This is a genomic window from Meridianimarinicoccus roseus (assembly GCF_003172915.1).
GTDB classification, from domain to species: domain Bacteria; phylum Pseudomonadota; class Alphaproteobacteria; order Rhodobacterales; family Rhodobacteraceae; genus Meridianimarinicoccus; species Meridianimarinicoccus roseus.
In genome coordinates this window covers 56,798-81,646 of the sequence record NZ_QGKU01000038.1, presented here as the reverse complement: position 1 = coordinate 81,646, position 24,849 = coordinate 56,798, and the positions used below count along the sequence as shown (strand labels likewise).

At 66.0% G+C, this 24,849-nt stretch carries 24 protein-coding genes and 1 tRNA gene; 18 read left to right on the top strand and 7 right to left on the bottom strand.

The features are described 5' to 3' along the window. Positions 1–26 precede the first annotated feature (26 nt). The 3 genes from DKT77_RS12165 to DKT77_RS12155 all read left to right on the top strand — a co-directional run bounded on the left by DKT77_RS12165 (position 27) and on the right by DKT77_RS12155 (position 3,292). Positions 27–1,001 (top strand): DUF2927 domain-containing protein, encoded by a 975-nt coding sequence (locus tag DKT77_RS12165; protein ID WP_238547848.1) that lies wholly within the window; start codon positions 27–29, stop codon positions 999–1,001. Between the two features lies 1 nt (position 1,002). After that, positions 1,003–2,121, top strand: coding sequence for an SPFH domain-containing protein (locus DKT77_RS12160; protein ID WP_109811968.1), 1,119 nt, complete (start codon positions 1,003–1,005; stop codon positions 2,119–2,121). Between the two features lie 76 nt (positions 2,122–2,197). After that, positions 2,198–3,292: a TFIIB-type zinc ribbon-containing protein gene (locus DKT77_RS12155; protein ID WP_109812076.1), complete on the top strand. Its 1,095-nt coding sequence runs from the start codon at positions 2,198–2,200 to the stop codon at positions 3,290–3,292. 122 nt (positions 3,293–3,414) lie between these two features. On the opposite strand, the gene DKT77_RS12150 is transcribed toward DKT77_RS12155, so the two are convergent. Beyond that, positions 3,415–3,831 carry an Hsp20/alpha crystallin family protein gene (locus DKT77_RS12150; RefSeq protein ID WP_109811967.1) on the bottom strand — a complete coding sequence of 139 codons (417 nt, stop codon included), beginning with the start codon at positions 3,829–3,831 and terminating at the stop codon, positions 3,415–3,417. Positions 3,832–4,017: 186 nt separating this feature from the next. On the opposite strand from DKT77_RS12150, the gene DKT77_RS12145 reads away from it, so the two are divergent. From DKT77_RS12145 to DKT77_RS12135, 3 genes are all read left to right on the top strand, one after another. After that, positions 4,018–4,941: a carbohydrate kinase family protein gene (locus DKT77_RS12145; protein WP_109811966.1), complete on the top strand. Its 924-nt coding sequence runs from the start codon at positions 4,018–4,020 to the stop codon at positions 4,939–4,941. Further along, positions 4,941–5,390 (top strand): D-aminoacyl-tRNA deacylase, encoded by a 450-nt coding sequence (gene dtd, locus DKT77_RS12140; protein WP_109811965.1) that lies wholly within the window; start codon positions 4,941–4,943, stop codon positions 5,388–5,390. Before DKT77_RS12145 ends, dtd begins: the two co-directional genes overlap by 1 nt. A gap of 74 nt (positions 5,391–5,464) precedes the next feature. Continuing rightward, the gene (locus tag DKT77_RS12135) at positions 5,465–6,373 is read left to right on the top strand and encodes a LysR family transcriptional regulator (protein ID WP_238547847.1); all 909 of its coding nucleotides are present in this window, start codon (positions 5,465–5,467) and stop codon (positions 6,371–6,373) included. Between the two features lie 7 nt (positions 6,374–6,380). Here DKT77_RS12135 and DKT77_RS12130 read toward each other — a convergent pair whose 3' ends face one another. Then, a complete protein-coding gene (locus DKT77_RS12130; RefSeq protein ID WP_109811963.1) occupies positions 6,381–7,430 on the bottom strand; it encodes a Leu/Phe/Val dehydrogenase in 1,050 nt (349 codons plus the stop codon). A gap of 163 nt (positions 7,431–7,593) precedes the next feature. Between DKT77_RS12130 and DKT77_RS12125 the strand changes: the two genes are divergently transcribed. The 3 genes from DKT77_RS12125 to ggpS are packed head-to-tail and all read left to right on the top strand — an operon-like array spanning position 7,594 to position 11,049. Continuing rightward, positions 7,594–8,736: an NAD(P)H-dependent glycerol-3-phosphate dehydrogenase gene (locus DKT77_RS12125; RefSeq protein ID WP_109811962.1), complete on the top strand. Its 1,143-nt coding sequence runs from the start codon at positions 7,594–7,596 to the stop codon at positions 8,734–8,736. Then, positions 8,733–9,524 (top strand): HAD family hydrolase, encoded by a 792-nt coding sequence (locus DKT77_RS12120; RefSeq protein ID WP_109811961.1) that lies wholly within the window; start codon positions 8,733–8,735, stop codon positions 9,522–9,524. The genes DKT77_RS12125 and DKT77_RS12120 overlap by 4 nt, the downstream gene beginning before the upstream one ends. Position 9,525: 1 nt before the next feature. After that, entirely contained in the window at positions 9,526–11,049 is a 1,524-nt protein-coding gene (gene ggpS / locus DKT77_RS12115; protein WP_109811960.1) for a glucosylglycerol-phosphate synthase, read from the top strand. Between the two features lie 9 nt (positions 11,050–11,058). Here the strand turns inward: ggpS and DKT77_RS12110 are convergent, their stop codons facing one another. Continuing rightward, entirely contained in the window at positions 11,059–12,345 is a 1,287-nt protein-coding gene (locus DKT77_RS12110; protein WP_109811959.1) for an ROK family transcriptional regulator, read from the bottom strand. A gap of 216 nt (positions 12,346–12,561) precedes the next feature. Here DKT77_RS12110 and xylF point away from each other — a divergent pair, with 216 nt between their 5' ends. The 5 genes from xylF (at position 12,562) to xylA (ending at position 18,478) form a co-directional block, all read left to right on the top strand. Then, positions 12,562–13,587: a D-xylose ABC transporter substrate-binding protein gene (xylF, locus tag DKT77_RS12105; protein WP_109811958.1), complete on the top strand. Its 1,026-nt coding sequence runs from the start codon at positions 12,562–12,564 to the stop codon at positions 13,585–13,587. A 115-nt stretch (positions 13,588–13,702) separates the two neighbouring features. Next, positions 13,703–14,998, top strand: a complete 1,296-nt coding sequence (locus DKT77_RS12100; protein WP_109811957.1) for a sugar ABC transporter permease — start codon at positions 13,703–13,705, stop codon at positions 14,996–14,998. Continuing rightward, a complete protein-coding gene (locus tag DKT77_RS12095) occupies positions 14,995–15,741 on the top strand; it encodes an ATP-binding cassette domain-containing protein (RefSeq protein WP_109811956.1) in 747 nt (248 codons plus the stop codon). The genes DKT77_RS12100 and DKT77_RS12095 overlap by 4 nt, the downstream gene beginning before the upstream one ends. Next, entirely contained in the window at positions 15,741–17,180 is a 1,440-nt protein-coding gene (gene xylB, locus DKT77_RS12090; RefSeq protein ID WP_109811955.1) for a xylulokinase, read from the top strand. Before DKT77_RS12095 ends, xylB begins: the two co-directional genes overlap by 1 nt. Continuing rightward, positions 17,177–18,478, top strand: a complete 1,302-nt coding sequence (gene xylA, locus DKT77_RS12085) for a xylose isomerase (RefSeq protein ID WP_109811954.1) — start codon at positions 17,177–17,179, stop codon at positions 18,476–18,478. The genes xylB and xylA overlap by 4 nt, the downstream gene beginning before the upstream one ends. A gap of 112 nt (positions 18,479–18,590) precedes the next feature. Here the strand turns inward: xylA and DKT77_RS12080 are convergent, their stop codons facing one another. Continuing rightward, entirely contained in the window at positions 18,591–19,010 is a 420-nt protein-coding gene (locus tag DKT77_RS12080) for a DUF7282 domain-containing protein (RefSeq protein ID WP_109811953.1), read from the bottom strand. A gap of 92 nt (positions 19,011–19,102) precedes the next feature. Continuing rightward, complete coding sequence (gene efp / locus DKT77_RS12075; RefSeq protein WP_109811952.1) at positions 19,103–19,666, bottom strand: elongation factor P; 564 nt, start codon at positions 19,664–19,666, stop codon at positions 19,103–19,105. A 213-nt stretch (positions 19,667–19,879) separates the two neighbouring features. Between efp and DKT77_RS12070 the strand changes: the two genes are divergently transcribed. Then, on the top strand, positions 19,880–20,194 hold the full coding sequence (locus tag DKT77_RS12070) for a DUF6280 family protein (RefSeq protein WP_109811951.1): 315 nt from the start codon (positions 19,880–19,882) through the stop codon (positions 20,192–20,194). 88 nt (positions 20,195–20,282) lie between these two features. Continuing rightward, positions 20,283–21,740: a cobyric acid synthase gene (locus DKT77_RS12065; protein WP_109811950.1), complete on the top strand. Its 1,458-nt coding sequence runs from the start codon at positions 20,283–20,285 to the stop codon at positions 21,738–21,740. Between the two features lie 51 nt (positions 21,741–21,791). On the opposite strand, the gene DKT77_RS12060 is transcribed toward DKT77_RS12065, so the two are convergent. Next, the gene (locus DKT77_RS12060) at positions 21,792–23,219 is read right to left on the bottom strand and encodes a TolC family outer membrane protein (protein ID WP_238547869.1); all 1,428 of its coding nucleotides are present in this window, start codon (positions 23,217–23,219) and stop codon (positions 21,792–21,794) included. 42 nt (positions 23,220–23,261) lie between these two features. Then, positions 23,262–23,915 (bottom strand): protein-L-isoaspartate O-methyltransferase family protein, encoded by a 654-nt coding sequence (locus tag DKT77_RS12055; RefSeq protein ID WP_109811949.1) that lies wholly within the window; start codon positions 23,913–23,915, stop codon positions 23,262–23,264. Positions 23,916–24,153: 238 nt separating this feature from the next. Between DKT77_RS12055 and DKT77_RS12050 the strand changes: the two genes are divergently transcribed. Next, positions 24,154–24,687, top strand: a complete 534-nt coding sequence (locus DKT77_RS12050) for a hypothetical protein (RefSeq protein WP_109811948.1) — start codon at positions 24,154–24,156, stop codon at positions 24,685–24,687. 83 nt (positions 24,688–24,770) lie between these two features. Further along, positions 24,771–24,844, top strand: a tRNA-Cys gene (locus tag DKT77_RS12045). Positions 24,845–24,849 lie beyond the last annotated feature (5 nt).

The window sequence follows — 24,849 nt, the reverse complement described above, 5'->3', positions numbered from 1 at the left end:
TGCCGTCCCATGCGATGCGGCTGGCAATGGCCGGGCTGCTTGCGGGCTGCGCGGCGCAGATCCCGGCGCCCGAGCCGATCGACGACGTCGTGCGATCCCCGGTGCCGGAACAGCGCGCGCCCTATCAGCGATCGGCCGATAGCGCGGCGCTTGTGCTGCGCTACGCGAGAGTGGAACAGGACCTCCTGAACCGCGGCTTGCTGCGCACCGACGGCGGTGGCCCGGACACGCCCTTCGACAGTCGTACGCTGACCGAGAACTTCATGCGCATAGCGCTGTTCGACGAATTCGTGCCGATCTCGGACCGGATCATCGCGCGCGAGACGGCCAGCCCGCTGCGACGCTGGCAGGATCGGGTCGAGATCGGCCTTGCCTTTGGGGCATCCGTGGACGACGAGACCCGCAAGCGCGACCGTTCCACCGTCGCGGCGCTGGCCGACCGGCTGGCCGATGCCTCGGGCCATGCGATCACCGATGTGACCGGCGACGGCAACATGACCGTTTTCGTCGTGGACGAGGACGAACGCCGTGCGCTTGGCCCGAAACTTCTCGAGATGGTGCCGGGCCTTTCAAACGGCGTGGTGCGCGCGGTGACCGAGATGCCACCCTCCACCTTCTGCCTGATGATCGCGTTTTCCACCGACGACCAGCCCTATGTCTATCGCCGCGCGATCGGCGTGATCCGCGCGGAACACCCGCCGCTGCTGCGCCGGTCCTGCTTCCACGAGGAGATCGCGCAAGGCCTCGGGCTGGCCAATGACAGCCCTGCCGCGCGACCGTCGATCTTCAACGATGACGAGGAATTCGCGCTGCTGACCGCGCAGGACGCTCTGATGCTGGCCGTGCTCTACGACCCGCGCCTGCAGCCAGGCATGACCGCCGCGGAGGCGCAGCCCATCGTGCGCGCGATCGCCGAAGACCTGCTTCCGCCCGCCACGCGGGCCGATGCGTCGAGGCCGCCCGGCCTGTTCGACGCGCCCCCAAAAACCGAAGGACTCTGACATGCCGTTTTTCGACTTCCTGTCCGGCGAATTCATCGATGTAATCCACTGGGTCGACGACACCCGCGACACGATGGTCTGGCGGTTCGAACGTCAGGGCCACGCGATCAAGTATGGCGCGAAGCTTACCGTGCGCGAAGGGCAGGCTGCCGTGTTCGTCCATGAAGGGCAGATCGCGGACGTATTCACCCCCGGCCTCTACATGCTGGAGACGAACAACATGCCGGTGATGACCACGCTCCAGCACTGGGACCACGGCTTCCGATCGCCCTTCAAGTCCGAGATCTACTTCATCGCGACCCGGCGCTTTACGGATCTGAAATGGGGCACCAAGAACCCGGTGATGCTGCGCGACCCGGAGTTCGGCCCGGTGCGGCTGCGCGCCTACGGCACCTACAGCGTCCGTGTCAGCGACCCTGCGCGCTTCATGACCGAGATCGTCGGCACCGACGGCGAGTTCACCATGGACGAGATCAGCTTTCAGGTTCGCAACGTGATCGTGCAGGAATTCAGCCGCGCGGTCGCCGCTTCGGGCATCCCGGTGCTGGACATGGCGGCGAACACGGCGGACCTCGGCAAGCTGGTCGCGAACGAGATCAGCGCCACGATCGCGGGCTACGGGCTGAACCTGCCGGAACTCTACATCGAGAACATCTCGCTTCCGCCGACGGTCGAGGCCGCGCTCGACAAGCGCACGGCGATGGGCATGGTCGGCGATCTGGACCGCTACACGCGTTATTCCGCGGCCGAGGCAATGGGCACCGCCGCCGCGACACCGAACAGCGGCATGGGCGCCGGCATCGGGGCCGGAATGGGCATGGCTATGGGCCAGACGATGGCGCAGGCAGGCCCATGGGGCGCACGCCCCGCGACGCAGCCCGCCGCCCCGATGGCACCGCCACCGCCGCCGCCTGTGGAACATGTCTGGCACATCGCGGAGAACGGTCAGACCAGTGGACCGTTCTCGCGCGCCGCCATGGGGCGCATGGTGACCGAGGGGCGGCTGACGCGGCAGACCCATGTCTGGACGCAAGGCCAGGACGGATGGCTGCGCGCCGAGGACGTGACCGAACTGGCGCAGCTTTTCACCGTAATGCCGCCGCCGCCGCCCGCCGCATGAGTGCGCCCGCGATCAGGAGTTTGGCACGGGTGCCCGGTACAAACGGCCCGTCAGCTGCGCGGGAATGGGGCGGCTGATGGACGGCGCGCATCGTTTTCCCTGTTCCGCCTGCGGGGCGGACGTTCTGTTCGATCCCGGCACGGGCGGGCTGCGCTGCCCCCATTGCGGGCACGAGGATCCGATCGGCGCGCCGTCCGGCCCGTGGGGCGGCCCCATTGGCGCGATCCGCGAACAGGACTATGCCGCAGCGCTGGAAGGCGGCCTGACCGAGGACGCCTACGAGGAGACGCGCGTTCTCGGCTGCACCAGTTGCGGCGCGCAGGTCGAACTGGATGGCACAACGCAGGGAACGGTCTGCCCGTTCTGCGCCTCGCCCGTTGTCGGTACGGCCGGGGTCAACCGGCACATAAAGCCCCGCGCCGTGCTGCCCTTCGCCCTGGACGAACGCACCGCGCGGGCCGCCATGACCGACTGGCTGGGCCGCCTGTGGTTCGCGCCGAACGGGCTGACGCGCTATGCCCGCAAGGGACGCGCGATGGACGGTGTCTACGTGCCCTACTGGACCTTCGACGCACGCACGCGCAGCCACTATGCCGGACATCGCGGCACGGTTTACCATGTCAGCCGGTCCGTGGTGCGCAACGGGCAGCGCCACACCGAACAGGTGCCGCAGATCCGCTGGCGGGCGGTGACGGGCGCTGTCGCACGCGATTTCGACGATGTTCTGGTGCTGGGCTCGCGCGCGCTGCCGCGCGATTTCACCCAGGGCCTGCCGCCGTGGGACCTGACACAGCTGCGCCCCTACGCACCCGAATACCTGGCCGGTTTGCGCACCGAAGCCTACGGCGTACCGCTGGACGAGGCGTTCGGCGACGCGCGCACGCAGATGGACCGGCAGATCGAACGCGACGTGCGGTTCGACATCGGCGGTGACCGGCAGAGGGTCGACCGGATCTCGACCGAGATCGGCGAGGTCACGTTCAAGCATGTGCTGCTGCCGATCTGGATCGCCGCCTACCGCTATGGCGGGCGAAGCTACAGGATCGTGATCAACGGCCAGACCGGCCGCGTGCAAGGCGAACGGCCGTGGTCGGCCTGGAAAATCGCGCTCGCCGTGCTCGCGGGCGCTTTGCTGGCGGCTGGTTTCGGTTTCCTGGCCGCGAACGGATGATCGGCGGATTTCCGCCGATGTCGCGGCTGCAGCCGGTGATTTCCGCGCCTTCACGAGGGTCCAACTGACGCGCAAAGGCCCGGCCTGAGCCGCTTTTCCGCGCGACGCGCCCAGACAAGCCCTTAAGCGGTGGCGCGAATCGCGGGTTCCGGGCTGGGCTTGGGCGAGGAGCGGCGTGGAATGATCAGGCGCAGCACGCCGTTCTCCAGCGTGGACGAGTAGTTGACCAGATCAGCGTCAGGCGGAAGCTTGAAGCTGCGCACGAAGTGGCCATGGCGCCGTTCGTTGAAAAACAGCAGCGTGGAGTCTTCACAAGGTTCGGGTTGCTTGTCGCCTTCCAAAACAAGGCTCTCGTCCTCGACCGTCACGGTGAAATCGGCCTCGGTCACGCCCGGAAGCTCGACGCACACACTGTAGCAGTCGTCCGTCGCCGACGCACAGGCCACGGGGGTGAACCAGTCGCCAACATCGTCGTCGCCACCGCGCAACTTGTCATAGAGGGAGGGCCAGAAGCCACCTTCCCGGTCTTGCTTACTCATGTCACCCCAGCCTGATCATTCGGCTTATTCAAAATGACTGCGCACGATGTCGTATCATTATCCTTATACTATGTCGCCTTCTGACTCCAAATGTCACTAAGATAAACAGGCATTTCCCAAAGCCCGCCTTGCCAGCGCTAACATACACAGACTATCGTCACACGACTTCGGAAAAGGACCCCTGTGATGATACTCTGCTGTGGTGAAGCACTGATTGACATGCTGCCAAGGACGACCGGGGATGGTCATGCGTGCTTCCAGCCCTTCGCGGGGGGCGCGGTGTTCAACACGTCGATCGCGCTGTCGCGACTCGGGGTCGAAACGGGGCTTTTCACGGGGCTGTCCAACGACCTTTTCGGCGGCTTGCTGGCGACGGAACTTGATCGGTCGGGCGTTTCGACGGACCTTGCGCATCGCAGCGACAACCCTACAACGCTCGCCTTCGTGGAACTGACCGGCGGGCATGCGCGCTATGCATTCTACGACGAGAACACGGCAGGACGGCTTCTGGCGCAGGATGATCTTCCGATCGTGCCGGATCATGTGTCGGCGATGTTCTTCGGCGGCATCTCGCTGGCTGTGACGCCCTGCGCAGACACATACCGCGCGCTCATGGAACGCGAGGCCCCCAGCCGCGTCACGATGATCGACCCGAACGTGCGCCCCGGCTTCATCCGCGACGAAGCGGCCTATCGTGATCGGCTGGACGCGATGCTGCGGGTGGCCGACATCGTGAAACTGTCGGATGAGGACCTGCACTGGCTTATGGGCGCGGGCGATACCGTCGAACAGGCCACAAAGCTGCGCGCAATGGGTCCGAAGCTGGTCTGCATTACCGAAGGCGCGAAGGGCGCCTGGGCAGTCACGGCGGACCATGCCGTCTTCGTGGATGCCACCCCGGTCACGCCTGTGGACACCGTGGGCGCGGGCGACACCTTCAATGCGGGGGTACTGGCCGCGCTGCACGACGCCGGGTTGCTGACCCGCGCTGCGCTGGGAACGCTGTCGGAGGACGCGCTGCGCGGAGCGCTTTCGCTGGCCACGCGCGCTGCTGCGGTCACCGTGTCGCGCGCAGGTGCGAACCCGCCGACACGCGCCGATCTGGCCTGATGCGGGCGCTTGTCCAGCGTGTCGCCGCCGCCGAGGTGCGTGTCGACGGCGCTTGCATCGGCGAGATCGGCCCCGGTCTTCTGGTGCTGGTCTGCGCCATGCAGGACGACACAGGCGCCGAGGCCGCGCCACTGGCCGCACGGATCGCCCGAATGCGGATCTTCGCCGACGAGGACGGGCGAATGAACCGCTCCCTGCTCGATACAGGCGGCAGCGCGCTGGTGGTCAGCCAATTCACGCTGGCAGCGGACACGTCGCGCGGCAACCGGCCCGGCTTCTCTCGGGCCGCCCCACCCGAGACGGGCCGCGCGCACTACGAGGCATTTGCCCAGGCGATGGCCGAGCTGGGCATCGCGGTGGCGCGCGGCCGTTTCGGCGCGGACATGAAGGTGACGCTGACCAATGACGGACCGGTGACCATCTGGCTCGATACCGCTGCGCCGCGATAGTGACCGGCACCATGCCTATTGGCGCGGCGGCTAAACCGTGCTTTGTGCCCCAAAAAAAAGCAGCAGGCAGGCAAATGGATCTCAACACCCTGAGGGAATTCAGCGCGATCGTGGCCGAGGGGTCGTTCGCGGCGGCGGCGCGCAAGCTCGGCATCCCGAAATCGACCATGTCGAAGCGCATTCAGGATCTGGAGGCGGCGCTTGGCGTGCGGCTGATCGAGCGCACGACGCGTCGGCTGAGCCTGACAGCCGAGGGCGCGCTGGTGCTGTCGCGCGCCGACCGGATCCTGGACGATGCGGGCGAGATCACGCGCGCGCTGGCCGCACCCGACGGGGCCGTGCGCGGGCATCTGCGACTGGCTGTGCCGGTGATGTTCGGGCAGGCTTTCATCGGGCAGATCGTGGCTGCGTCGCGAAGGCTCTATCCCGACCTGACGCTCGAGGTGGTGCTGACCGACAGCCAGCCCGACCTGATCGAGGAAGGCTTCGACGCCGCGATCCGCGTCGGGCAACCCGCCGACAGCCCCTTCGTGGCGCAGACCTTCGCGCGCTCGCACCGGGTTACGGTCGCCGCGCCCGGCCTGTGCATGATGCCGCTGGACAATCCGGGCGCGCTGGCCGGGCTGCCGGTGCTGCTGTTCGGGATCGGGCTGGTGCAGACTTGGCACTTCACGCAAGGCAGGACCGAACGATCGGTGCGACTGGCCGGGGGGCTGGCGATGACCAGCTACTTCGCGCTGCGCGACGCGGCGATCGGCGGCGCAGGCGTGGCGCAACTGCCGCTTTTTCTTGTGGAACAGGATATTGCGGAGGGGCGGCTGGTGCCGGTTCTGACCGGCTGGGACACACCGTCGGCCGAATTGAGCTTCGTATACCCCAGCCCGCAGGCGCTGAGCGCGCGCCTGCGGGCCTTCCGCGACTTGCTCGTGCAGGCCTTCCCCGATGGCACGCTACATGGCGGCGTGCTGCGCGCAGGCGGCTGAGGCGAGTTCAACGCGCCGCGCGGGCGGCGACGATGATTTCCTCGGCGCGGCGGTCGGCCAGGATCTCGGGCGCTGTGTCCTCGGCATCGGCGCGGGCCAGAAGGTCCGAGATGCGCGGACCTATGGCATCCACGTCCGCCATGACCGACGCTTCGTTGCCGCCGCCAAGATATTCGGCCCCGACAGCGATGATGCCGCCGGCGTTGATGACGTAATCCGGGACATAGGCGATGCCTCGCTTGCGCAACACCGTGCCTGCGGCGGGTTCGGCCAGCTGGTTGTTCGCCGCCCCTGCGACCACTCGCGCGCGTATGCCCGCAGCTACCTCGGCGGTGATCGCCCCGCCGAGCGCACAGGGCGCAACCACGTCGACATCGGCCTCGAGCACCTCATCAAGCGCAACGGGCACCGCCCCCGTCTCGTCGCAGATGCGGTCCAGACGGGCCCGGTCGGTATCGGCCACGACAAGCTGTGCGCCCTGCCCTGCCAGCAACCTGCACAGCGCGCCGCCCACGTGCCCGACGCCCTGAACCGCCACGCGCACGCCGTCGAGGTCGCCGCGCCCGAGCACGCGCGCCGCGGCCGCCTCGATCCCGCGCAGCACGCCGCGCGCCGTGTAGGGCGACGGATCGCCCCCGACTCCGCCCGCCGCCGTCACGCCAGAAACGTGCCGCGTTCGGCGCGCCGCGGCGGCCATGTCGGCAACCGACACGCCTACATCCTCGGCGGTAACGTAACGCCCGCCGAGCCCGTCCACCGCCACGCCGAACGCCTCGAACAGCGCCGTCCGCGCTTCGGGTGCCACCGGCCCGAGGATCACCGCCTTGCCGCCGCCCAGCGGCAGACCGGCCATCGCGTTCTTCAGCGACATCCCGTGCGACAGCCGCAGCGCGTCGGTCAGCGCTGCGCTGCTCGACGGGTAGTGCCACAGCCGACAGCCCCCCATCGCCGGCCCGAGGGCCGAGGAATGCACGGCGATCACGGCCTTCAGCCCGGTCGCCGCGTCCGAGATCCAGGTCACGCCCTCGTGCCCGCGATAGCCGTCGTGATCGAACATTGCGCATCCTTCCGATTGTGGAGAAACCTTTCCGCTGACCTACCGTTCACCACTTGAAGTGGCAATCATCCGGTCCGAAACTCAGGGTTGCTGCAAGCGGCGCAGAGCCCGCGGCCGCACCGATTGGACACGGGCGGAGAAAGCGGTTACAAGGACATCCTTCATGGTTCTGGATATTTCACCCGAAGACCTGCCCCGCACTGGCGATCAGGGCATTGGGCGCGTCGCCGTCATCGGCGCGGGCGCCTGGGGCTGCGCGCTGGCCGCAGTGGCCCGCAGCGCCGGACGCGCCGTCACCGTCTGGGGCCGCAATGCCGAGACGGTCACCGCCATCAACCGCGACCACGAGAACCCGCGCTACATGCCGGGCGTGCCGCTGCCCGCCGGACTGAATGCGACCATGGACGTGGCGCAGGCCTGCGCCGGTGCGGACTTGGTGCTGATCGTCACACCGTCGCGCACGCTGCGCGAGATGTGCGGCATGATCCGCCCGCATCTTGCGCCCGGCGTGCCCGTCGCTCTGTGCTGCAAGGGCATCGAGCGCGGCAGCGGCCTGTTGCTGAGCCAAGTGGCCGAGCAGGAGCTGCCCGGTCACCCGATCGGCGCGTTGTCGGGGCCAACCTTCGCCAAGGAAACCGCGCTGGGGCACCTGACGGCGGCCACGGTGGCGTTTCCCTTTTCCTATCAGGACCGTCTGCACCCCGAAACCAGCACTGCGGCCAAGGTCGCGGTCGCAATGGGCTCGAACGCGTTCCGTCCCTACGTGTCGGACGACATTATCGGGGTGGAGATCGGAGGCGCGGTGAAGAACGTGATCGCCATCGCCTGCGGGATGATGACCGGCGCGGGCTTCGCCGAGAACACCCGCGCCGCGCTGATCACCCGCGGCATGGACGAGATGAAACGCCTGGCGCAGGTGCTGGGCGGGAGGCGCGAGACGGTGACCGGCCTTTCCGGCGCGGGCGATCTGACACTGACCTGTTCCAGCCGAACGTCGCGCAACATGTCGCTGGGCGTGCAGCTGGGTGAAGGCACCCCGCGCGAGAAATGCTTCGACGGCCGCAACGTCGTTGTCGAGGGCGAGATCAACGCCGTTTCGGTGGTCGAACTGGCGCACCGGGTGAAGGTCTCCATGCCGATCTGTGAAGCGGTCCATGCGGTGCTTCACAAGGGCGCGCCGCTGGGCGAAACCTTCGCCCGGCTCTGGGCGCGGCCCATTGAGGGCGAGCCCGCCTCGCTGTCGCTGTCCATCGATCACCCGGCGGACGACGCCGCCATCAATGACCTGGCAGAACGGATGTCATGACACTTCAAAGCCAAACACCTTCCCAGCTGCCGCCGCTTGGCGCGCGGCCCTTCACACTTGCCACCGACCTCGACGGCACATTCCTTGGCGGAAGCGATGCCGACCGAGGCAAGCTTTATGACTGGATCGAGGCGAACCGGCCCACGGTCGGGCTAATCTTCGTGACCGGGCGCGACCCGGACTTCATCACCGGCATGGTGCGCAATGACGGCCTGCCGCGCCCCGACTACGTTGTCGGTGACGTCGGAACGACCATCGCCGAAGTCGCCGAGGATGCGACGGTCCACCCAATCGCCGCGCTGGAGGCCGAGATCGCCGAGATCTGGGGCGACGCAGGGGACGCGGTGCGCCGGGCGCTGCACGGCGCGCCGGGCCTGCGGCTGCAACCCACACGCTTCCGCTACCGCGTCAGCTATGACATGGATCCGGACAGCTTCGATCCCGCCGCCGCCGAAACAGTGCGCGGTCTGGGCCATGACCCCCTGCTGTCGAACGACGAATTCTTCGACGTTCTGCCGCGCGGGGTCAGCAAGGGCCCGTCTTTGCGTCGGCTGATTGCCCATCTGGGCATCGACGAAGGTCGCGTGCTGGCCGCGGGCGACACGATGAACGACCATTCCATGCTGGTCTGCGGGGTGCCCGCGGTCGCTGTCGGCGGGTCCGAGGCGGCGCTTCTGGCCGCGCTCGACGGGCATGACCACGTACACAAAGCCCGCGCCGTCGGCGCGGCCGGCATCCTAGAAGCGATCGCCGCCCTGAACCTGCATCCGAACACGCCGGAGGTGTGACATGAGCGACGAGAAATCCGACCTGGTGATCCTGTATCATCGCCAACCCTATGAAGAGGTGGAAGGCAAGGACGGCCGCGTCGTTCTGAAGGAGAACACCAGCCCGAACGGCATCGTGCCGACGCTGAAAAGCTTCTTCGGCAGCGCTGATCGCGGGTCATGGGTGGCGTGGAAGCTGGCCGAGGACCCGGCCGATCCCACTTTCGAGCGGGTGATCACCATCGACGACAGCTTCGGCACCTACCGCGTCTCGCGCCTTCCGTTGACCGCCGAACAGGTCAAGAGCTTCTACCACATCACTTCGAAAGAGGCGTTCTGGCCGATCCTTCACAGCTTCAAGGAACGCTACAACTACGACCCGGTGGACTGGCCGACCTTCCGCGAAGTGAACTGGGCGTTCGCCGAGGCCGCCGCCAACGAGGCCGCCGAAGGCGCGACAGTCTGGGTGCATGACTACAACCTGTGGCTGGCGCCCGGTTATATCCGGCAGTTGCGGCCCGACGTGAACATCTCGTTCTACCATCACACGCCTTTCCCGGCCGCGGACATGTTCAACGTCCTGCCTTGGCGCAAGGAGATCGTGGAAAGCCTGCTGTCCTGCGACAGCGTCGGGTTCCACATTCCGCGCTACGTCGACAACTTCGTTTCCGTGGTACAGAGCCTGCTCGACGTGGAAGTCACGCAACGCGAGAAGGTGCGCTCCGAATGGATCAACGAAGGCACCGCGTTGAGCGAACGGGCCATGCCGACCGAGATCGAGTACCAGGGCCGCAGGATCAAGGTCAGCGCCTCGCCGGTCGGGGTCAACGTGGACTACATCGAGGAACAGGCGAACACCGCGGCGACGGACAAACAGTTTGCCCATATCCGGGACGAGTTGAACGGGCGCAAGATGATCCTGTCGGTGGGCCGGACCGACTATACCAAGGGCGGGATCGAGCAGTTGGAAAGCTTCGGGCGCGTGCTGGCCGACAATCCCGGCCTGCGCGGCAAGGTGCGGCTTTTGCACGTGTCGGTCGTGGCGAACCGCAACATGACCGCCTACCAGGAGATTCAGAACGAACTGGAGCAAACGGCAGGCCGGATCAACGGCGCCTTCGGGACGTTCGAATGGCAGCCCATCGCGCTGATTTCGAGGGCGATCCCGTTCACCGAACTTGTCGCCTATTACCGCGCCGCCGACGTGGCGTGGATCACGCCGCTAGCGGACGGCATGAACCTTGTGTGCAAGGAATACGCCGCGGCCCGCGTGGATGGCGACGGCGTTCTGGTGCTGTCGGAATTCGCCGGAGCGGCGGTGGACCTATCGGCGGCCGTGATGGCCAACCCGTTTTCGGCCCGTTCGATGGACCGAGCGATTCTTCAGGCGCTCGACATGGCCGAACCGGAGCGGCGCGACCGCATGGCCGCTCTTCGGGCGCGGGTCCGCAAGTTCGATATCAACGCCTGGGCTCAGGACCAGACCGACCTGTTCCGCGCCACGCGGCGCGCGGACACGCCGCCCGCGACCGAACCTGCACAGTAAGCCTTTCGGTCAGCCCGCGCCGCGCTTCGTCGCGGGCTGCACCAGGAGCGGGACAGGATGGGACGCGACTTCGTCCGTCACCATCGACAACGCCAGCGCGGCCGCACCGCGCGCCCAGACCGTGTCGCCCCACGTGTTGATGGCCACCTCTGTGCGCTCGCGCCCGATCCGGTCCGAGAAGCGGTGCATTTCAGAAAGAACCTCTTCGGCATAAAGCAGATCATAGCGCAGGCGCGCGCCCGAAATCAGCAGCAGGTCTGGATCGAACACCTGGATCACGTTGGCCAACCCGCGCGACAGGTAGCGCCCGGCCCGTTCGAAGATCAGGCGCGCCGCCTCGTTCCCCGCCTTGGCCTGATCGAACAGGATCTCAAGTGTCTGCTGCGGCGAACGTGCGACGCGCAGATCCCATTCCAGCGCTGTGGACGCTTCGCGTACCAGCGCGTAGTCGGCGATGTAGGCTTCAAGGCAGCCACGCTGTCCGCAACGGCACAGCGCCCCGTCCAATTGCACAGTGGTATGGCCGATCTCCAGCCCCATACCCTTCGCGCCTCGGTAAAGCTCGGTATCGAGGATAAGGCCCATGCCGACTCCGTGTTCGATCGTCACAACCGCGAAGTTCGATCGCTGCCGCCCCATGCCGAACCACAATTCCGCCAGCGCCAAAAGGTTCACGTCATTGTCGAGATGGACGGGACAGTCCAGCCGCGGCCCAAGCACAGCCCCCATCGCCAGTCCGCGGTCGCGCAGGATAGGCGACCAGTGCACCAGCCCGCGTGGATGGTCGATGAACCCCGGCAGCCCGATACCAATGGCCGCCAGTGCCGCGCGCGACAGCCCCGCCCGCGACAGCACCTCATCGAGAAGCGCCTCGATCTCGGCGGTGATTGCATCCTGCGACTTGCGCCCCGGCGCGCCCGGCAACTCGCAATCGGCCAGCACGCGCCCCACGAAATCGGTGACGACCGCACTGTTATGCCCGTCGCGCAGGTTCATCCCGACGACGAATCGCGCCTCGGGGATGACCGACAGATCAACCGGGGGCCGCCCGCGCGAGGTGTCGCGCGGCATCCGCGGTTCCTCCCGCACAAGACCCGCCTCCATCAGTGCCGACGAGGCCGCAGTGACCGATCCAGGACTTACGCCAAGATCCTTCGCCACGTCGCTGCGCGAGATCCGACCGCGTGACCTGATCTTCTCGAAAACCTGTTGAGTCAGGGACTTGACAGTTCTGCCTTCAGTCGTGGACAGGGGGCCGCAGCCAGTGTCGTCCTCCGTGTTTGCGATCTTTTGCATGGCCTCCCCTTTACTTCAGAGCCAGAACATTAAGCGTTTTTGCAGTGCAGAAAAATTGCCGCAATTGCACAATTATGCTGGCTTTGTGGCAGCTTGCCACGAAATACCCTCATCATGCCACATTTTTTATTTTGACAACTGAAATAATAAACGGCATCGTCTTCACACCCAGAAATGTCTGGTCGCCCGAACGGGCAAAGCCAAGGGAGGCACTCTATGCACAAGTCACTCATCGCCGCGGCGGCGATGGCCGCGGGATTTGCGGCAACCGCCAGCGCACAGGACCTGACGGTCGGCGTCAGCTGGTCAAACTTCCAGGAAGAGCGCTGGAAAACGGACGAAGCCGCCATCGTTGCCGCGCTCGACGCGGCGGGCGCCGAATATGTGAGCGCCGATGCGCAATCCTCGTCGTCCAAGCAGCTTTCGGATGTCGAAAGCCTGATCGCCCAAGGCGTCGACGCGCTGATCATCCTCGCGCAGGACAGCCAGGCAATCATTCCCGCCGTGCAGGCCGCGAACGACAACGGAATTCCCGTCGTCGGCTATGACCGCCTGATCGACGACCCGCGCGCCTTCTACCTGACGTTCGACAACGTCGAAGTCGGCCGTATGCAGGCCCGCGCGGTCCTGGAACAGCAGCCGACCGGCAACTACGTGATGATCAAGGGCTCGCCCACCGACCCGAACGCGGATTTCCTGCGCGGCGGTCAGCAGGAAGTGCTGCAAAGCGCGATCGACGCGGGCGACATCACCATCGTTGCAGAAAGCTACACCGATGGCTGGCTGCCCTCGAACGCGCAGCGCAACATGGAACAGATCCTGACAGCGCAGGGCAACGCCGTTGACGCGGTCGTCGCGTCGAACGACGGCACCGCGGGCGGCGCCGTGGCCGCGCTGACGGCGCAGGGCATGGACGGCATCCCGGTGTCGGGCCAGGACGGCGACCACGCCGCGCTGAACCGCATCGCGCTCGGCACGCAGACCGTCAGCGTCTGGAAGGATGCCCGTGACCTCGGCCGCACCGCAGGCGAGATCGCCGTGTCGCTGGCCGGCGGGACCGCGATGGCCGATGTGGACGGTGCCGTCACCTGGACTTCGCCCACCGGAACCGAGCTGAACGCGATGTTCCTTGAACCGGTCCCGGTCACGCAAAGCAACCTGTCGGTCGTCGTCGATGCCGGCTGGATTCCGCTGGAAACGCTCTGCCAAGGCGTGTCGGGCGGCCCTGCCCCGTGCAATTGACGGTCTGACGACCCTGCCTCCGGCGGGGACGGTGCCACGGCACCGTCCCCGCCCTCTCACCGCCCGCCCGGCGGCGCCGCACCGGCCCCGCCCTCCCCGCACAGCGGAGTTCCCCATGACAGATACCTCAACGGCGCAAACCGCGCCGAAGCGCAGCCTTGCCCGCACGCTTGAACTCGACACACGTCTGCTCGGCATGATCGGCGCCTTTGCCGTCGTGTGCATCGTCTTCAACATCCTGACAGGCGGGCAGTTCCTGACACCCCGGAACATCTTCAACCTGACGATCCAGACGGTTTCGGTCGCGATCATGGCCACCGGCATGGTGTTCATCATCGTCACCCGGCACATCGACCTCAGCGTCGGGTCTGTGCTGGCCACGTGTTCCGCCGTGATGGCGATGACGCAGACGGTGGTGCTGCCAGAAACGCTGGGCTTCGGCCTCGGCAACCCGCTGACGCCGTGGGTCACTATCCTCGTCGGGTTGATCGTCGGCGCGATCATCGGCGGATTTCACGGCTGGCTCGTCGGATACATGGGCATTCCCGCCTTCATCGTGACGCTGGGCGGGCTGTTGGTCTGGCGCAACGCGGGCTGGTACATCACAAACGGCCAGACGATCGGGCCGCTCGACCCGACCTTCCAAACCTTTGGCGGAATCGGCGGCACACTTGGCGCGACCGGATCCTGGATCTTCGCGGCACTGGCCACCGCGGCTGCCGTCGGCACGCTCTTCAGCGCCCGTCGCAACAAGGTCGCCCACGGCCAGACGCCCAAGCCGTTCTGGGCCGAAGCTAGCCTGGCCGGGCTGATCGCCGCGGGAATCTTCGGCTTCGTCGCGCTTCTGAACGCCTACGAAGTGCCCAGCCGCGTCCTGGAGCGTGAATTCTCCGCACGCGGCGAGACCATGCCGGAGGGCTTCACCGCCTCGTACGGACTTCCGATCTCGGTGCTGCTGCTGATCGCGGTCGCGGTGATCATGACCATAGTGGCCCGCCGTACCCGCCTTGGCCGCTACATCTTCGCCACCGGGGGCAACCCCGACGCGGCCGAGTTGTCGGGCATCAACACGCGTATGCTGACGGTCAAGGTGTTCGCCATCATGGGCGTGCTCTGCGCGCTGTCGGCGGTCGTCGCCTCGGCCCGGCTGTCATTTCATTCCAACGACATCGGCACCCTCGACGAACTGCGCGTGATCGCCGCGGCCGTGATCGGCGGCACCGCACTGTCCGGCGGGCTTGGCACCATCCACGGCGCGATCCTCGGGGCCTTGATCATGCAGTCACTGCAGTCGGGCATGGCGATGGTCGGGGTGGACGCTCCGTTCCAGAACATCGTCGTGGGCGCCGTTCTCGTCATCGCCGTTCTCATCGACATCATCTATCGCAAGCGCACCGGAGGCAAAGGATGACCCCTCTCGTCGAAATGAAGGAAATCTCCATCTCGTTCGGCGGCGTGCAGGCCGTGGACCGGGTCAGCATCGACCTCTATCCCGGTGAAGTCGTGGGACTTCTGGGCCACAACGGCGCCGGGAAGTCGACGCTGATCAAGATACTGTCGGGCGCCTACAAGGCCGACAGCGGCGAGATCCGCATCAACGGCAAGCCGGTGAAGATCGAAAGCCCCCGAGACGCCCGCGACAACAGCATCGAGACGATCTACCAGACGCTGGCGCTGGCCGACAATCTGGATGCCACGGCGAACCTTTTCCTGGGGCGCGAGATCGTGACCGCGACCGGTATGCTGAACGACGCCAAGATGGAATCCGAGACGCGCAAGATCATGGCGCGGCTCAACCCCAACTTCCGCAAGCTGCAGGAGCCGGTCTCGGCCCTGTCGGGCGGGCAGCGGCAGTCCGTCGCCATCGCGCGGGCGGTGTATTTCAATGCTCGCATCCTGATCATGGACGAACCCACCGCGGCGCTTGGCGTGCATGAAACGCAGATGGTGGCCGAACTGATCCAGGAACTGAAGGCGCAGGGGCTTGGCATCTTCCTGATCAGCCACGACACGCGCGAGATGATGGAACTGTGCGACCGTGTGTCGGTGATGAAAAACGGGCAGCTGATCGACACCTGCCGGGTGGAGGACGTCACCGAAGACGACATCCTGTCCATGATCATCATGGGCAAGAAACCCGAAAAGGCCGCGTGATGTATCTTGGTCTCGACCTTGGCACTTCCGGCATCAAGGCGCTTCTGATCGACGACGCACAACGCGTCGTCGACGAAGCGTCCGCGCCGCTGGAGGTGCAGCGGCCCGCGCCGGGCTGGTCCGAACAGCGGCCGGCCGACTGGATCACGGCGGCGACTGCGGCGCTGGACGCGCTGGCGGCGCGCCGCGATCTGTCGGGCGTGCGCGGCGTCGGGCTGAGCGGCCATATGCACGGTGCGACCCTGCTCGATGCGTCCGACAACGTACTGCGGCCCTGCATCCTGTGGAACGACACCCGCGCCCATGCCGAGGCCGCGGCTCTGGACGCGGACCCGGCGTTTCGGGCGGTGTCCGGCAACGTGGTATTTCCAGGCTTCACCGCACCCAAGCTGGTGTGGGTGCGCGATGCCGAACCCGAGATTTTCCGCCGCACGGCGCGCGTTCTGCTGCCGAAGGATTACCTGCGCCTGTGGCTCACCGGCGAAACGGTTTCGGAGCCATCGGATGCGGCAGGGACAAGCTGGCTCGATACCGGAGCGCGCGACTGGTCCGACGAACTTCTGGGGGCCTGCGGGCTCGGAAGGGAACACATGCCGCGCCTCGTCGAAGGGTCGGCTCCGTCGGGCGGCCTGCGCCGCGAGGTGGCGGACCTGTGGGGCCTTGCGCCCGGCACGGTGGTGGCGGGCGGCGGCGGTGACAACGCGGCTTCCGCCATCGGGGTCGGCGCTGTCGGTGCCGGGCGAGGCTTCGTATCGCTTGGTACGTCCGGCGTGCTGTTTGCCGCATCTGACGCCTACAGCCCCGCGCCGGAAACATCGGTGCACACCTTCTGCCATGCGGTGCCGGACACGTGGCACCAGATGGGCGTGATCCTGTCCGCCACCGACAGCCTGAACTGGTACGCGGGCCTTGTCGGCAAGGATGCCGCCAGCCTTACCGGCGCGCTCGGGCCACTGCAGGCGCCGGGCCGCGCGCTGTTTCTGCCCTACCTTGGCGGAGAGCGCACACCGCACAACGATGCCGCCGTGCGCGGCGCGCTGATCGGACTGGAACACGGCACAGACACCGCCGCAGGCACGCGCGCCGTGCTGGAAGGCGTGGCCCATGCGTTCCGCGACAATCTCGATGCGCTTCGGGCGACCGGCACGCGGATCGACAGCCTGATCGCGGTCGGCGGCGGCAGCCGCTCCGCCTACTGGCTTCAGGCGATCGCCACAGCACTCGACCTGCCGGTAGACGTGCCCGAAGCCGGCGATTTCGGCGCGGCGCTTGGTGCGGCGCGGCTCGGAATGATGGCCGCGACGGGCGCGGGCAGCGAAATCGCCACCCCCCCGAAAATTGCGCGCACTGTCGCGCCGGACGCCCGGCTGCGCGCCGCTTTCGCAGATGCGCACGGCCGGTACAGGCAAACCTATACAGCCCTCAAGGAACTCTCATGACCGACTTTTTCGACGGCATCTCCCCCATTGCCCATGAAGGCCCGGACAGCACGAACGAACTGGCCTTCCGCCACTACGACCCGGACGAGATGCTCGGCGGAAAGCGCATGGAGGATCATCTGCGCTTCGCCGTCGCTTGGTGGCACAGCTTCGCTTGGCCGGGCGGCGACCCGTTCGGCGGCCAGACGTTCGAGCGACCCTGGTTCGGCGACACGATGGACCTGGCCAAGTTGAAGGCCGATGTCGCGTTCGAGATGTTCGCAATCCTCGGGCAGCCCTACTATTGCTTCCACGATGCCGACATCCGTCCCGAAGGCCGTGACTTCGCCGAAAACACCCGCAACCTGGACGAGATAGTAGACTATCTGGGCCAGAAAATGGAAGCGGGCGGCCCAAAACTGCTGTGGGGCACGGCCAACCTTTTCTCGCAGCGCAAATACATGGCGGGCGCGGCGACCAACCCGGACCCGGATGTGTTCGCGTTCTCGGCCGCGACAGTGAAGAGCTGCATGGACGCGACGCACCGCCTTGGCGGCGAGAACTACGTGCTCTGGGGCGGCCGCGAGGGATACGAGACGCTGTTGAACACCGACCTTGCGCGTGAGCGTGAACAGGCCGGGCGGTTCCTGTCGATGGTTGTGGACTACAAGCACAAGATCGGCTTCAAGGGCGCGATCCTGATCGAACCGAAGCCGCAGGAACCCACTAAGCACCAGTACGACTACGATGTCGCCACAGTTTACGGCTTCCTCAAGCAGTTCGGGCTCGAAACCGAGGTGAAGATGAACATCGAACAGGGCCACGCGATCCTTGCGGGCCACAGTTTCGAACATGAACTTGCGATGGCCGCGTCGCTTGGCATTCTCGGGTCCATCGACATGAACCGGAACGACTACCAGTCCGGCTGGGACACCGACCAGTTTCCCAACAACGTGCCCGAGGCAGCGTTGGCCTACTACGAGATCCTCAAGGCAGGCGGCTTCACCACGGGTGGCACGAACTTCGATGCCAAGTTGCGGCGCCAGAGCCTCGATCCGGTGGACCTAATCGCCGCGCATGTGGGGGGGATGGACACTTGCGCCGCCGGTCTGAAAGCCGCTCACGCGATGCTGGAGGACGGCACACTGGAAGCGAAGCGTGCCGAACGATATTCCGGATGGGACGCGCCCGCCGCCAAGGCGCTTCTGACGTCCGATCTCGACACGATCACGCAGCGGGTACTGGACCAGAACATCAACCCGGCACCGCGCTCGGGCCGTCAGGAACGGCTTGAAAACATCGTGAACCGCTTCGTGTAGAGCGGGCCGGAAAGCGCGCCTGCGGCGACAGGGACAAAAGCCGCAGGCGCAGGGCCGACGGGTTGGAGCAGCCAGGTAGCAGGCCGCCCGTACCCGCACGGGCCTTGGCGTGTCACTGGGCGGTTATGATGTCCATTACCAGCGCGTCGTCGACGCGGATCGGACCATCTTCCTTGGCGCCCAGCGTGTATTCGAAGATGCCGGTCTGCATGCCGCCATCTTCCGAATGTACCATCAGCATCAGCATGTCGCCGGGCTGGACGTCCTCGGTCAGAATGGCGGCTACGTCGGTGGTTACGCCTGCACGGATCGGCGCATGGCCGACCACCGGGCCGGGCTTCATGTCGGCGCCGGTGCGGTGCACCACGAGCCAGCCGTTTTCCTGCGCTGCGATCCGGGTCGCGCTGACAACGCCATTCGAAACGCTCTGGTCGCTTGCCTCGACCATCGGCGCCATGCCGTGACCGGCAGCCAGCGCGGCCGTCGTGGTGGCGGCGAACGCGAGGGCGGTGAGTGTCGGGAAGGTCTTCATGGTAACTCCTGTTGCGTGGGGCACCAGTACGGTGCCAACATCAGAAGCTACGGACGGGCGGCCAGGGAAGTTTCAGCCGCCCGAAAAAATCCTCAAGCGCGCTCGGCGTATTCCATCGTCTCGGTGTTGACGATGATCTCTTCGTCCTGCCCGACGAAGGGCGGCACCATGACCTTCACGCCGTTGTCTAGGATCGCGGGCTTGAAGCTGTTGGCGGCGGTCTGGCCCTTCACGACCGGCTCCGTCTCGACGATCTTGCAGGTCACCTTCTGCGGCAGGGTCGCGTTCAGCGCCTCGCTTTCGTGGAACTCCACCACGATGGTCATGCCGTCCTGCAGAAACGGGCGACGGTCGCCCAAGATGTCGGCGGGCAGTTCGATCTGCTCGTATGTTTCCGCATCCATGAAGACCAGCATCCCGTCGGTTTCGTACAGGAACTGCTGGTCCTTCTGTTCGAGGCGCACGCGTTCCACCTTGTCGGCAGACCGGAACCGTTCGTTAAGCTTGGAACCATTACGCAGGTTGCGGAGTTCAACCTGAGCAAACGCACCGCCCTTCCCCGGCTTGACGTGATCGACCTTCACGGCAGCCCACAGCCCGCCATTGTGCTCCAGCACGTTGCCGGGGCGGATTTCGTTACCGTTGATCTTGGGCATCACAGGCCTCTTACGAAAGGTTGAAAGATTGTTTCCCGCACCTATATCCAGCCTTCGCAACGCAGGCAAGCCGCCGGTCAAGCCTGAAAATCGACGTTGAGCTATGCATCTTGCGCAACTGTGGTATGACTAAAACGCAATATCGAATCGCCTCAAAAAAGGCATAGTGCACCGCACCCCCAAAGATGCAAGAGCAAGAATAAAGGAACCCACATGGGCGAGTTTGTTGACGGCACCGCGTACAGCCACGAACAGGGCAACCGCGCACGCAAGTTGTTTGCGGCGGTCGTTCTGGCTGCGTTGGACGACGCGATCGCGGATGACAAGAAATACGGCAACGGGCCGGAGCAGATCGCCCGTTGGGCGCGGTCCCGCGACGGCCGCGAAGTGCTGAGCTGTGCCGGGATCGACCCGAACGAACGGGTTGTGTCCGGGCTTATGGAATTCGTGGGCAAGGGTGTGCGCACCTCTGTTGCGCTGTCGCGCGAGGAAAGCGAGCGCCGGAACCAGCAGGCCGAAGCCGCCTGAACCGGGCCCACAAGGCAGAAGGAAACGCGCCGCACAGGCGCGTTTTTTTTGCCACAATTCCGGCAATGACCACCCGAAGGGCAGCCGCATGACCCGTGCCATCATGATCCAGGGTGCCGGATCGAATGTCGGCAAGTCGATGCTGGTTGCCGGACTGGCCCGAGCCTTCGTTCGGCAAGGCCTGCGCGTCGCCCCGTTCAAGCCGCAGAACATGTCCAACAACGCCGCCGTCACCGTCGATGGCGGCGAGATCGGCCGGGCGCAGGCGCTGCAGGCCCGCGCAGCACGGCGCGACCCGGTGGTGGACATGAACCCGGTCCTGCTGAAGCCCGAAAGCGAACGCGGCGCGCAGGTCATCGTGCAGGGCCGCCGCACCGGCACGCTCAAGGCGCGCGACTACGCCCGCGAAAAGCCCCGGCTGATGCAGGCCGTGCTGGACAGCTTCCGACGTCTTTGCGACGGGTGCGACCTCGTTCTGGTTGAAGGCGCCGGCAGCCCGGCCGAGATCAACCTGCGCACCGGCGACATCGCCAACATGGGCTTTGCCGAGGCGGCGAACGTGCCGGTTGTACTGGTGGGCGATATCGACCGGGGTGGCGTTATCGCGCAGCTTGTCGGCACCCACGCGGTCCTGCCCCCGGCGGATCGCGACCGCATCCGCGCCTTCGCCATCAACAAGTTCCGGGGCGATCCGACGCTTTTCGACGAAGGGCTGGTTGCGATCGCGGACCGCACCGGCTGGCCTTCGCTGGGCGTACTGCCGTGGTTCGACGGCGCGTGGCGTCTGCCCGCCGAGGACATCATGGACATTCGCAGCCATGCAGGGGACGGGTTGAAGGTGGCGGTGCCGCGCCTTCGCCGGATTGCCAATTTCGACGATCTCGACCCGCTGAATGCCGATCCGTCGGTCGATGTGCTGATCGTTCAGCCCGGCCAGCCGCTGCCGGGCGATGCCGACCTCGTGCTGATACCCGGCAGCAAGGCGACCATCGCCGATCTTGCCGATTTCCGCTCACAGGGTTGGGACATCGATCTTGCGGCTCATGTCCGGCGCGGCGGCCATGTCATGGGGATCTGCGGCGGCTACCAGATGCTGGGCCGCGTCATCGCGGACCCGGACGGGATCGAGGGCGCGCCGCAGACGGTTGATGGGCTGGGCCTACTCGACGTGTCAACTGTGATGACGCCCGAAAAGCACCTGTCCCTGGACAGCGCGACCTATCTGCCGACAGGAGATGCGCTGCGCGGCTACGAGATCCATGTCGGCCGGACAGAGGGCCCAGACACCGCGCGCCCGTGGCTGCGTATCGACGGGCGCCCGCACGGGGCGCAAAGCGCGGATGGCCGTGTGCGTGGCGGCTATCTGCATGGCCTCTTCGCCGCGGACGGCTTCCGCGCGCGCTACCTGTCGGAATTGGGCCATGCCGGGCCGTCCTACCGGTTCGAGGCGGGCGTGGAAGACGCTCTCGATGCGCTGGCGGACCATCTGGAACGGCATATCGACCTGCCGCGTCTTCTGTCGCTGGCTGCCCCGCCGAAAGTCTGACGGGAACCGAGCGTTGCCGGTCCCCGGAACGACGGGATCCGGCGGGCGGCGCTATTGCCGCCCGAGGCTTTTCAGGACGCGGTCCAGCTGGATGCCCTGTTCGCTCCCAATTGCGGGGGCGGTGCTGACGGCATTGTAGTAGGCGGACGGATCATAGGCCGTCACCGGCAGCCCAAGGTAATCGACCGTCAGCCGCCCCATCGACGCCAGCAGCCCGTAGACCGCGCGCTGTTCCTGCGCGCTCGCGTCGATCCGGCTGGCCTGTGCATCGAGCAGGTCCTGTTCGGCATCCAGCACGTCCAGCGTGGTGCGGGCGCCAAGCGTCGCTTCCTCTCGGGTACCATCGAAGGCGATTTGGGCCGCCTCGATCTGGCGGTCCGTCGCCACGAGCCGCGCCCGCGCCACATCACGCACGGCCCAGGACCGCCCGACGAGTTCCGAGATTTCGGCGGTGGTGCGCAACAGCTGCGCGCGCGTGTTGTCGCGTTGCGCCTTGGCGCGGCGGAACAGCGAGTTCAGCGCACCGCCCTGATAGATCGGTCCCCGCAAGGTAAGTCCGACGCTTGCACCAGAATCGAAATCCGTAGTGCCGAATGTGTCGTCCGCGTTCGAATACCCGACCGAGGCCTGCGCGCTCAGCGTCGGCAGCACGGCGGCCTCGGCGCTGGTCACGTTTATCTCGTTCACGGTCACAAGCCGCTGGGCCTGAAGGATACGCGGATGGCTGCGCAGCGCCACATCGCGCGCCGCCGTTTCGGTCGGCGCAGCTTCCGGCAGCGGCGGCGGTGCGGCCAACACACCGGGATAGCGCCCAACTTCGAGGTTGTAGAGTTCGCGCGCGGTTTCAAGGTCTCCTTCGGCGGCGACAAGGTCCGCCTCGGCCTGGGCCAGGCGCGCCTCGGCCTGCGCGACGTCGGTGCGCGTCACCTCGCCCACGTCGAAGCGGTCCCGCGCGGCACGCACTTCCTCGTTCAGAACGCGCACGGAATTCCGGCGCAGTTCCACCGTCTCGACCGCCGCATAAACCGTCATGTAGGCATCGACCGCGTTGAACAGCACGGTCTGCTCCTGCACCACCAGACCCTCGCGCGCGGCAAGGACGGATTCCTTGGCAGCGTCGATCGCCAGCCTGTTGCGCCCGCCGGTGAACAGCGCCAGTTCCGACACGAGATCGAGACTTGTGCTGAACGTGTCACGTGTGCGGCCAAGCGACGGGTTGTCGGTGTAGCCGTAGGTTTCCTGTACCTGGTAGTCGAGCGTCGGGCGCAGCGCTGCGACGGCCCCGGCCACGTCTTCGTCGGCGGCCCGCAACACGGCCCGGCTCTGTTCCAGAAGATCACTGTTATTGTAGGCCGAAACCAGCGCGTCGGTCAGTGTCTCAGCCGGTGCCATCCCGGCCAGACAGGTTCCCATCGCAAGCGCCGCGAGGCGCCCCACCGTCCGGCGTCCGATCGTCTTGCGCCCGGCCTTCTTATGCATTTGCGTCACTCGTGCATCCTCTCGGCGCCCGACCGCAGCGGATCAAAGCGCAAAATCTGCGGTCTTCTCGAATCCCGGCAACACCGGCGCGCCCGCATTGAAATCAAACCGCCAGGTAACCGACCCGTTTCTTTTATAGCCAATGCGCACCACGCCAAGCGCGCCTTCGGCAAAGATGGCAGCTATGCGCCCACCTTCTTTCAGCTGTGCCAGAATTGCATCACCCAACTGCTCAACCGCGCCCTCGATCACGACAACGTCATAGGGGCCGTGCTTGGGCGCGCCTTCGGTCAGCGCCGCCTCGATCACAGCCACGTTGTCCACCCCTTCGGCGGCCAGCGTGCGTTCCGCTTCGCGGGCCATGTCCGGATCTTCCTCGATGGCCACGACCGCTTCGACCATTTCTGCGATAACTGCCGACGAATAGCCGTAGCCGCAGCCCAGATCGAGCACGAGATCTTCCGGCCGCAGCATAAGCGCGTCCAGCATCTTGGCCAAGGTGCGGGGTTCCAGCAGCACGCGGCGGGGGGCAAGCGGAAGGTTCTCGCCCATATAGGCGGCCTCGGTCTTTTCGTTCGGGACGTAAAGCTCGCGGGGGACCTTCAGCATCGCGTCGATGATCGGGAACTTGGTCACATCCGACGGGCGCACTTGCGTGTCGACCATCATCAAACGGCGTGTCTTGAAATCGGGCATGAGCGTTGACCCCTTGTCTGGATGCGGTTGCAGCGCAAGTGCCACGAAACGCCGGGTCCGGCAACCTGTCAAGCAGGCCGCGCGACCAATCGCCCGTGCCCCCCGCGCCGCGCGCGGCGCGGTTACTGTGAGCTGAAAACTGTGCGCGCGGGCACAGCTTGGCCCAACGGAATCTCTAGGATGCAAGGAACCCGAACGCCAAGTGCCGCAGGGTATGACCGCAACTGAAGGGGGGACCATGACGACGACATTCTACAAGGGTGTGAAAAAGTTCCACGTCACCGGGTCGGCTTCGCCCATTCACAGATCCACGGGCATCCGGACCGGCGGGCTTGACGTTACGTTGCGCAATTCCTTCGGAGGAGCGACGGCCAACGCCTCGGCCGCCACGAGCCGGAAAAAGTCCGCAGCCGACAGCACGGGTATCGGACAGTGCCTGACCGGAGAGAAGGACTATGCCATCGACTACATCAAGAGCAGTTTCCGGAACGAGGGTGTCCTACTGGTGATCCGGCTGGATGACGGCTGGCTTTCACATATCGTGGCCAGTGCCGCACGTCCCGACGTGCCCTTCGCATCCATGCGAGACGCCGCAAACGCGCAGGAATGCACGGTCATGCGCACTGTCAGACCCTACATGATCTTCTTCGCGCGGTCGGACTTCACCGACACGAACGAAAGCGTCGCCCCGATCAGCATGTTCGGAAACGGAACGGGCATGACCTTCGCCGCTCGCGAAGACTGGTCGGATTACGAAACTGATACATGGTGATGCGGAAGACCCTTCCGGGTCGGCACCATCGGCGTGATTGCTCTTGACGGCGCCGCGCGCACATCCTAACTCCGGCGCACTCTGGCGAGTTGGCGGAGTGGTTACGCAGCGGATTGCAAATCCGTGTACACCGGTTCGATTCCGGTACTCGCCTCCATCACA

Bases quoted from the DNA above. Each gene is read 5' to 3' on its own strand.
- DKT77_RS12145 (WP_109811966.1), top strand. From the start codon at position 4,018: ATGATACTCTGCTGTGGTGAAGCACTGATTGACATGCTGCCAAGGACG.
- DKT77_RS12165 (WP_238547848.1), top strand. From the start codon at position 27: ATGGCCGGGCTGCTTGCGGGCTGCGCGGCGCAGATCCCGGCGCCCGAG.
- efp (WP_109811952.1), bottom strand. From the start codon at position 19,666: ATGCCCAAGATCAACGGTAACGAAATCCGCCCCGGCAACGTGCTGGAG.
- xylA (WP_109811954.1), top strand. From the start codon at position 17,177: ATGACCGACTTTTTCGACGGCATCTCCCCCATTGCCCATGAAGGCCCG.
- DKT77_RS12150 (WP_109811967.1), bottom strand. From the start codon at position 3,831: ATGAGTAAGCAAGACCGGGAAGGTGGCTTCTGGCCCTCCCTCTATGAC.
- DKT77_RS12070 (WP_109811951.1), top strand. From the start codon at position 19,880: ATGGGCGAGTTTGTTGACGGCACCGCGTACAGCCACGAACAGGGCAAC.
- dtd (WP_109811965.1), top strand. From the start codon at position 4,941: ATGCGGGCGCTTGTCCAGCGTGTCGCCGCCGCCGAGGTGCGTGTCGAC.
- DKT77_RS12130 (WP_109811963.1), bottom strand. From the start codon at position 7,430: ATGTTCGATCACGACGGCTATCGCGGGCACGAGGGCGTGACCTGGATC.
- DKT77_RS12080 (WP_109811953.1), bottom strand. From the start codon at position 19,010: ATGAAGACCTTCCCGACACTCACCGCCCTCGCGTTCGCCGCCACCACG.
- DKT77_RS12055 (WP_109811949.1), bottom strand. From the start codon at position 23,915: ATGCCCGATTTCAAGACACGCCGTTTGATGATGGTCGACACGCAAGTG.
- xylF (WP_109811958.1), top strand. From the start codon at position 12,562: ATGCACAAGTCACTCATCGCCGCGGCGGCGATGGCCGCGGGATTTGCG.
- DKT77_RS12120 (WP_109811961.1), top strand. From the start codon at position 8,733: ATGACACTTCAAAGCCAAACACCTTCCCAGCTGCCGCCGCTTGGCGCG.
- xylB (WP_109811955.1), top strand. From the start codon at position 15,741: ATGTATCTTGGTCTCGACCTTGGCACTTCCGGCATCAAGGCGCTTCTG.
- DKT77_RS12110 (WP_109811959.1), bottom strand. From the start codon at position 12,345: ATGCAAAAGATCGCAAACACGGAGGACGACACTGGCTGCGGCCCCCTG.
- DKT77_RS12095 (WP_109811956.1), top strand. From the start codon at position 14,995: ATGACCCCTCTCGTCGAAATGAAGGAAATCTCCATCTCGTTCGGCGGC.
- DKT77_RS12065 (WP_109811950.1), top strand. From the start codon at position 20,283: ATGACCCGTGCCATCATGATCCAGGGTGCCGGATCGAATGTCGGCAAG.
- DKT77_RS12155 (WP_109812076.1), top strand. From the start codon at position 2,198: ATGGACGGCGCGCATCGTTTTCCCTGTTCCGCCTGCGGGGCGGACGTT.
- DKT77_RS12050 (WP_109811948.1), top strand. From the start codon at position 24,154: ATGACGACGACATTCTACAAGGGTGTGAAAAAGTTCCACGTCACCGGG.
- DKT77_RS12125 (WP_109811962.1), top strand. From the start codon at position 7,594: ATGGTTCTGGATATTTCACCCGAAGACCTGCCCCGCACTGGCGATCAG.
- ggpS (WP_109811960.1), top strand. From the start codon at position 9,526: ATGAGCGACGAGAAATCCGACCTGGTGATCCTGTATCATCGCCAACCC.
- DKT77_RS12160 (WP_109811968.1), top strand. From the start codon at position 1,003: ATGCCGTTTTTCGACTTCCTGTCCGGCGAATTCATCGATGTAATCCAC.
- DKT77_RS12060 (WP_238547869.1), bottom strand. From the start codon at position 23,219: ATGCATAAGAAGGCCGGGCGCAAGACGATCGGACGCCGGACGGTGGGG.
- DKT77_RS12135 (WP_238547847.1), top strand. From the start codon at position 5,465: ATGGATCTCAACACCCTGAGGGAATTCAGCGCGATCGTGGCCGAGGGG.
- DKT77_RS12100 (WP_109811957.1), top strand. From the start codon at position 13,703: ATGACAGATACCTCAACGGCGCAAACCGCGCCGAAGCGCAGCCTTGCC.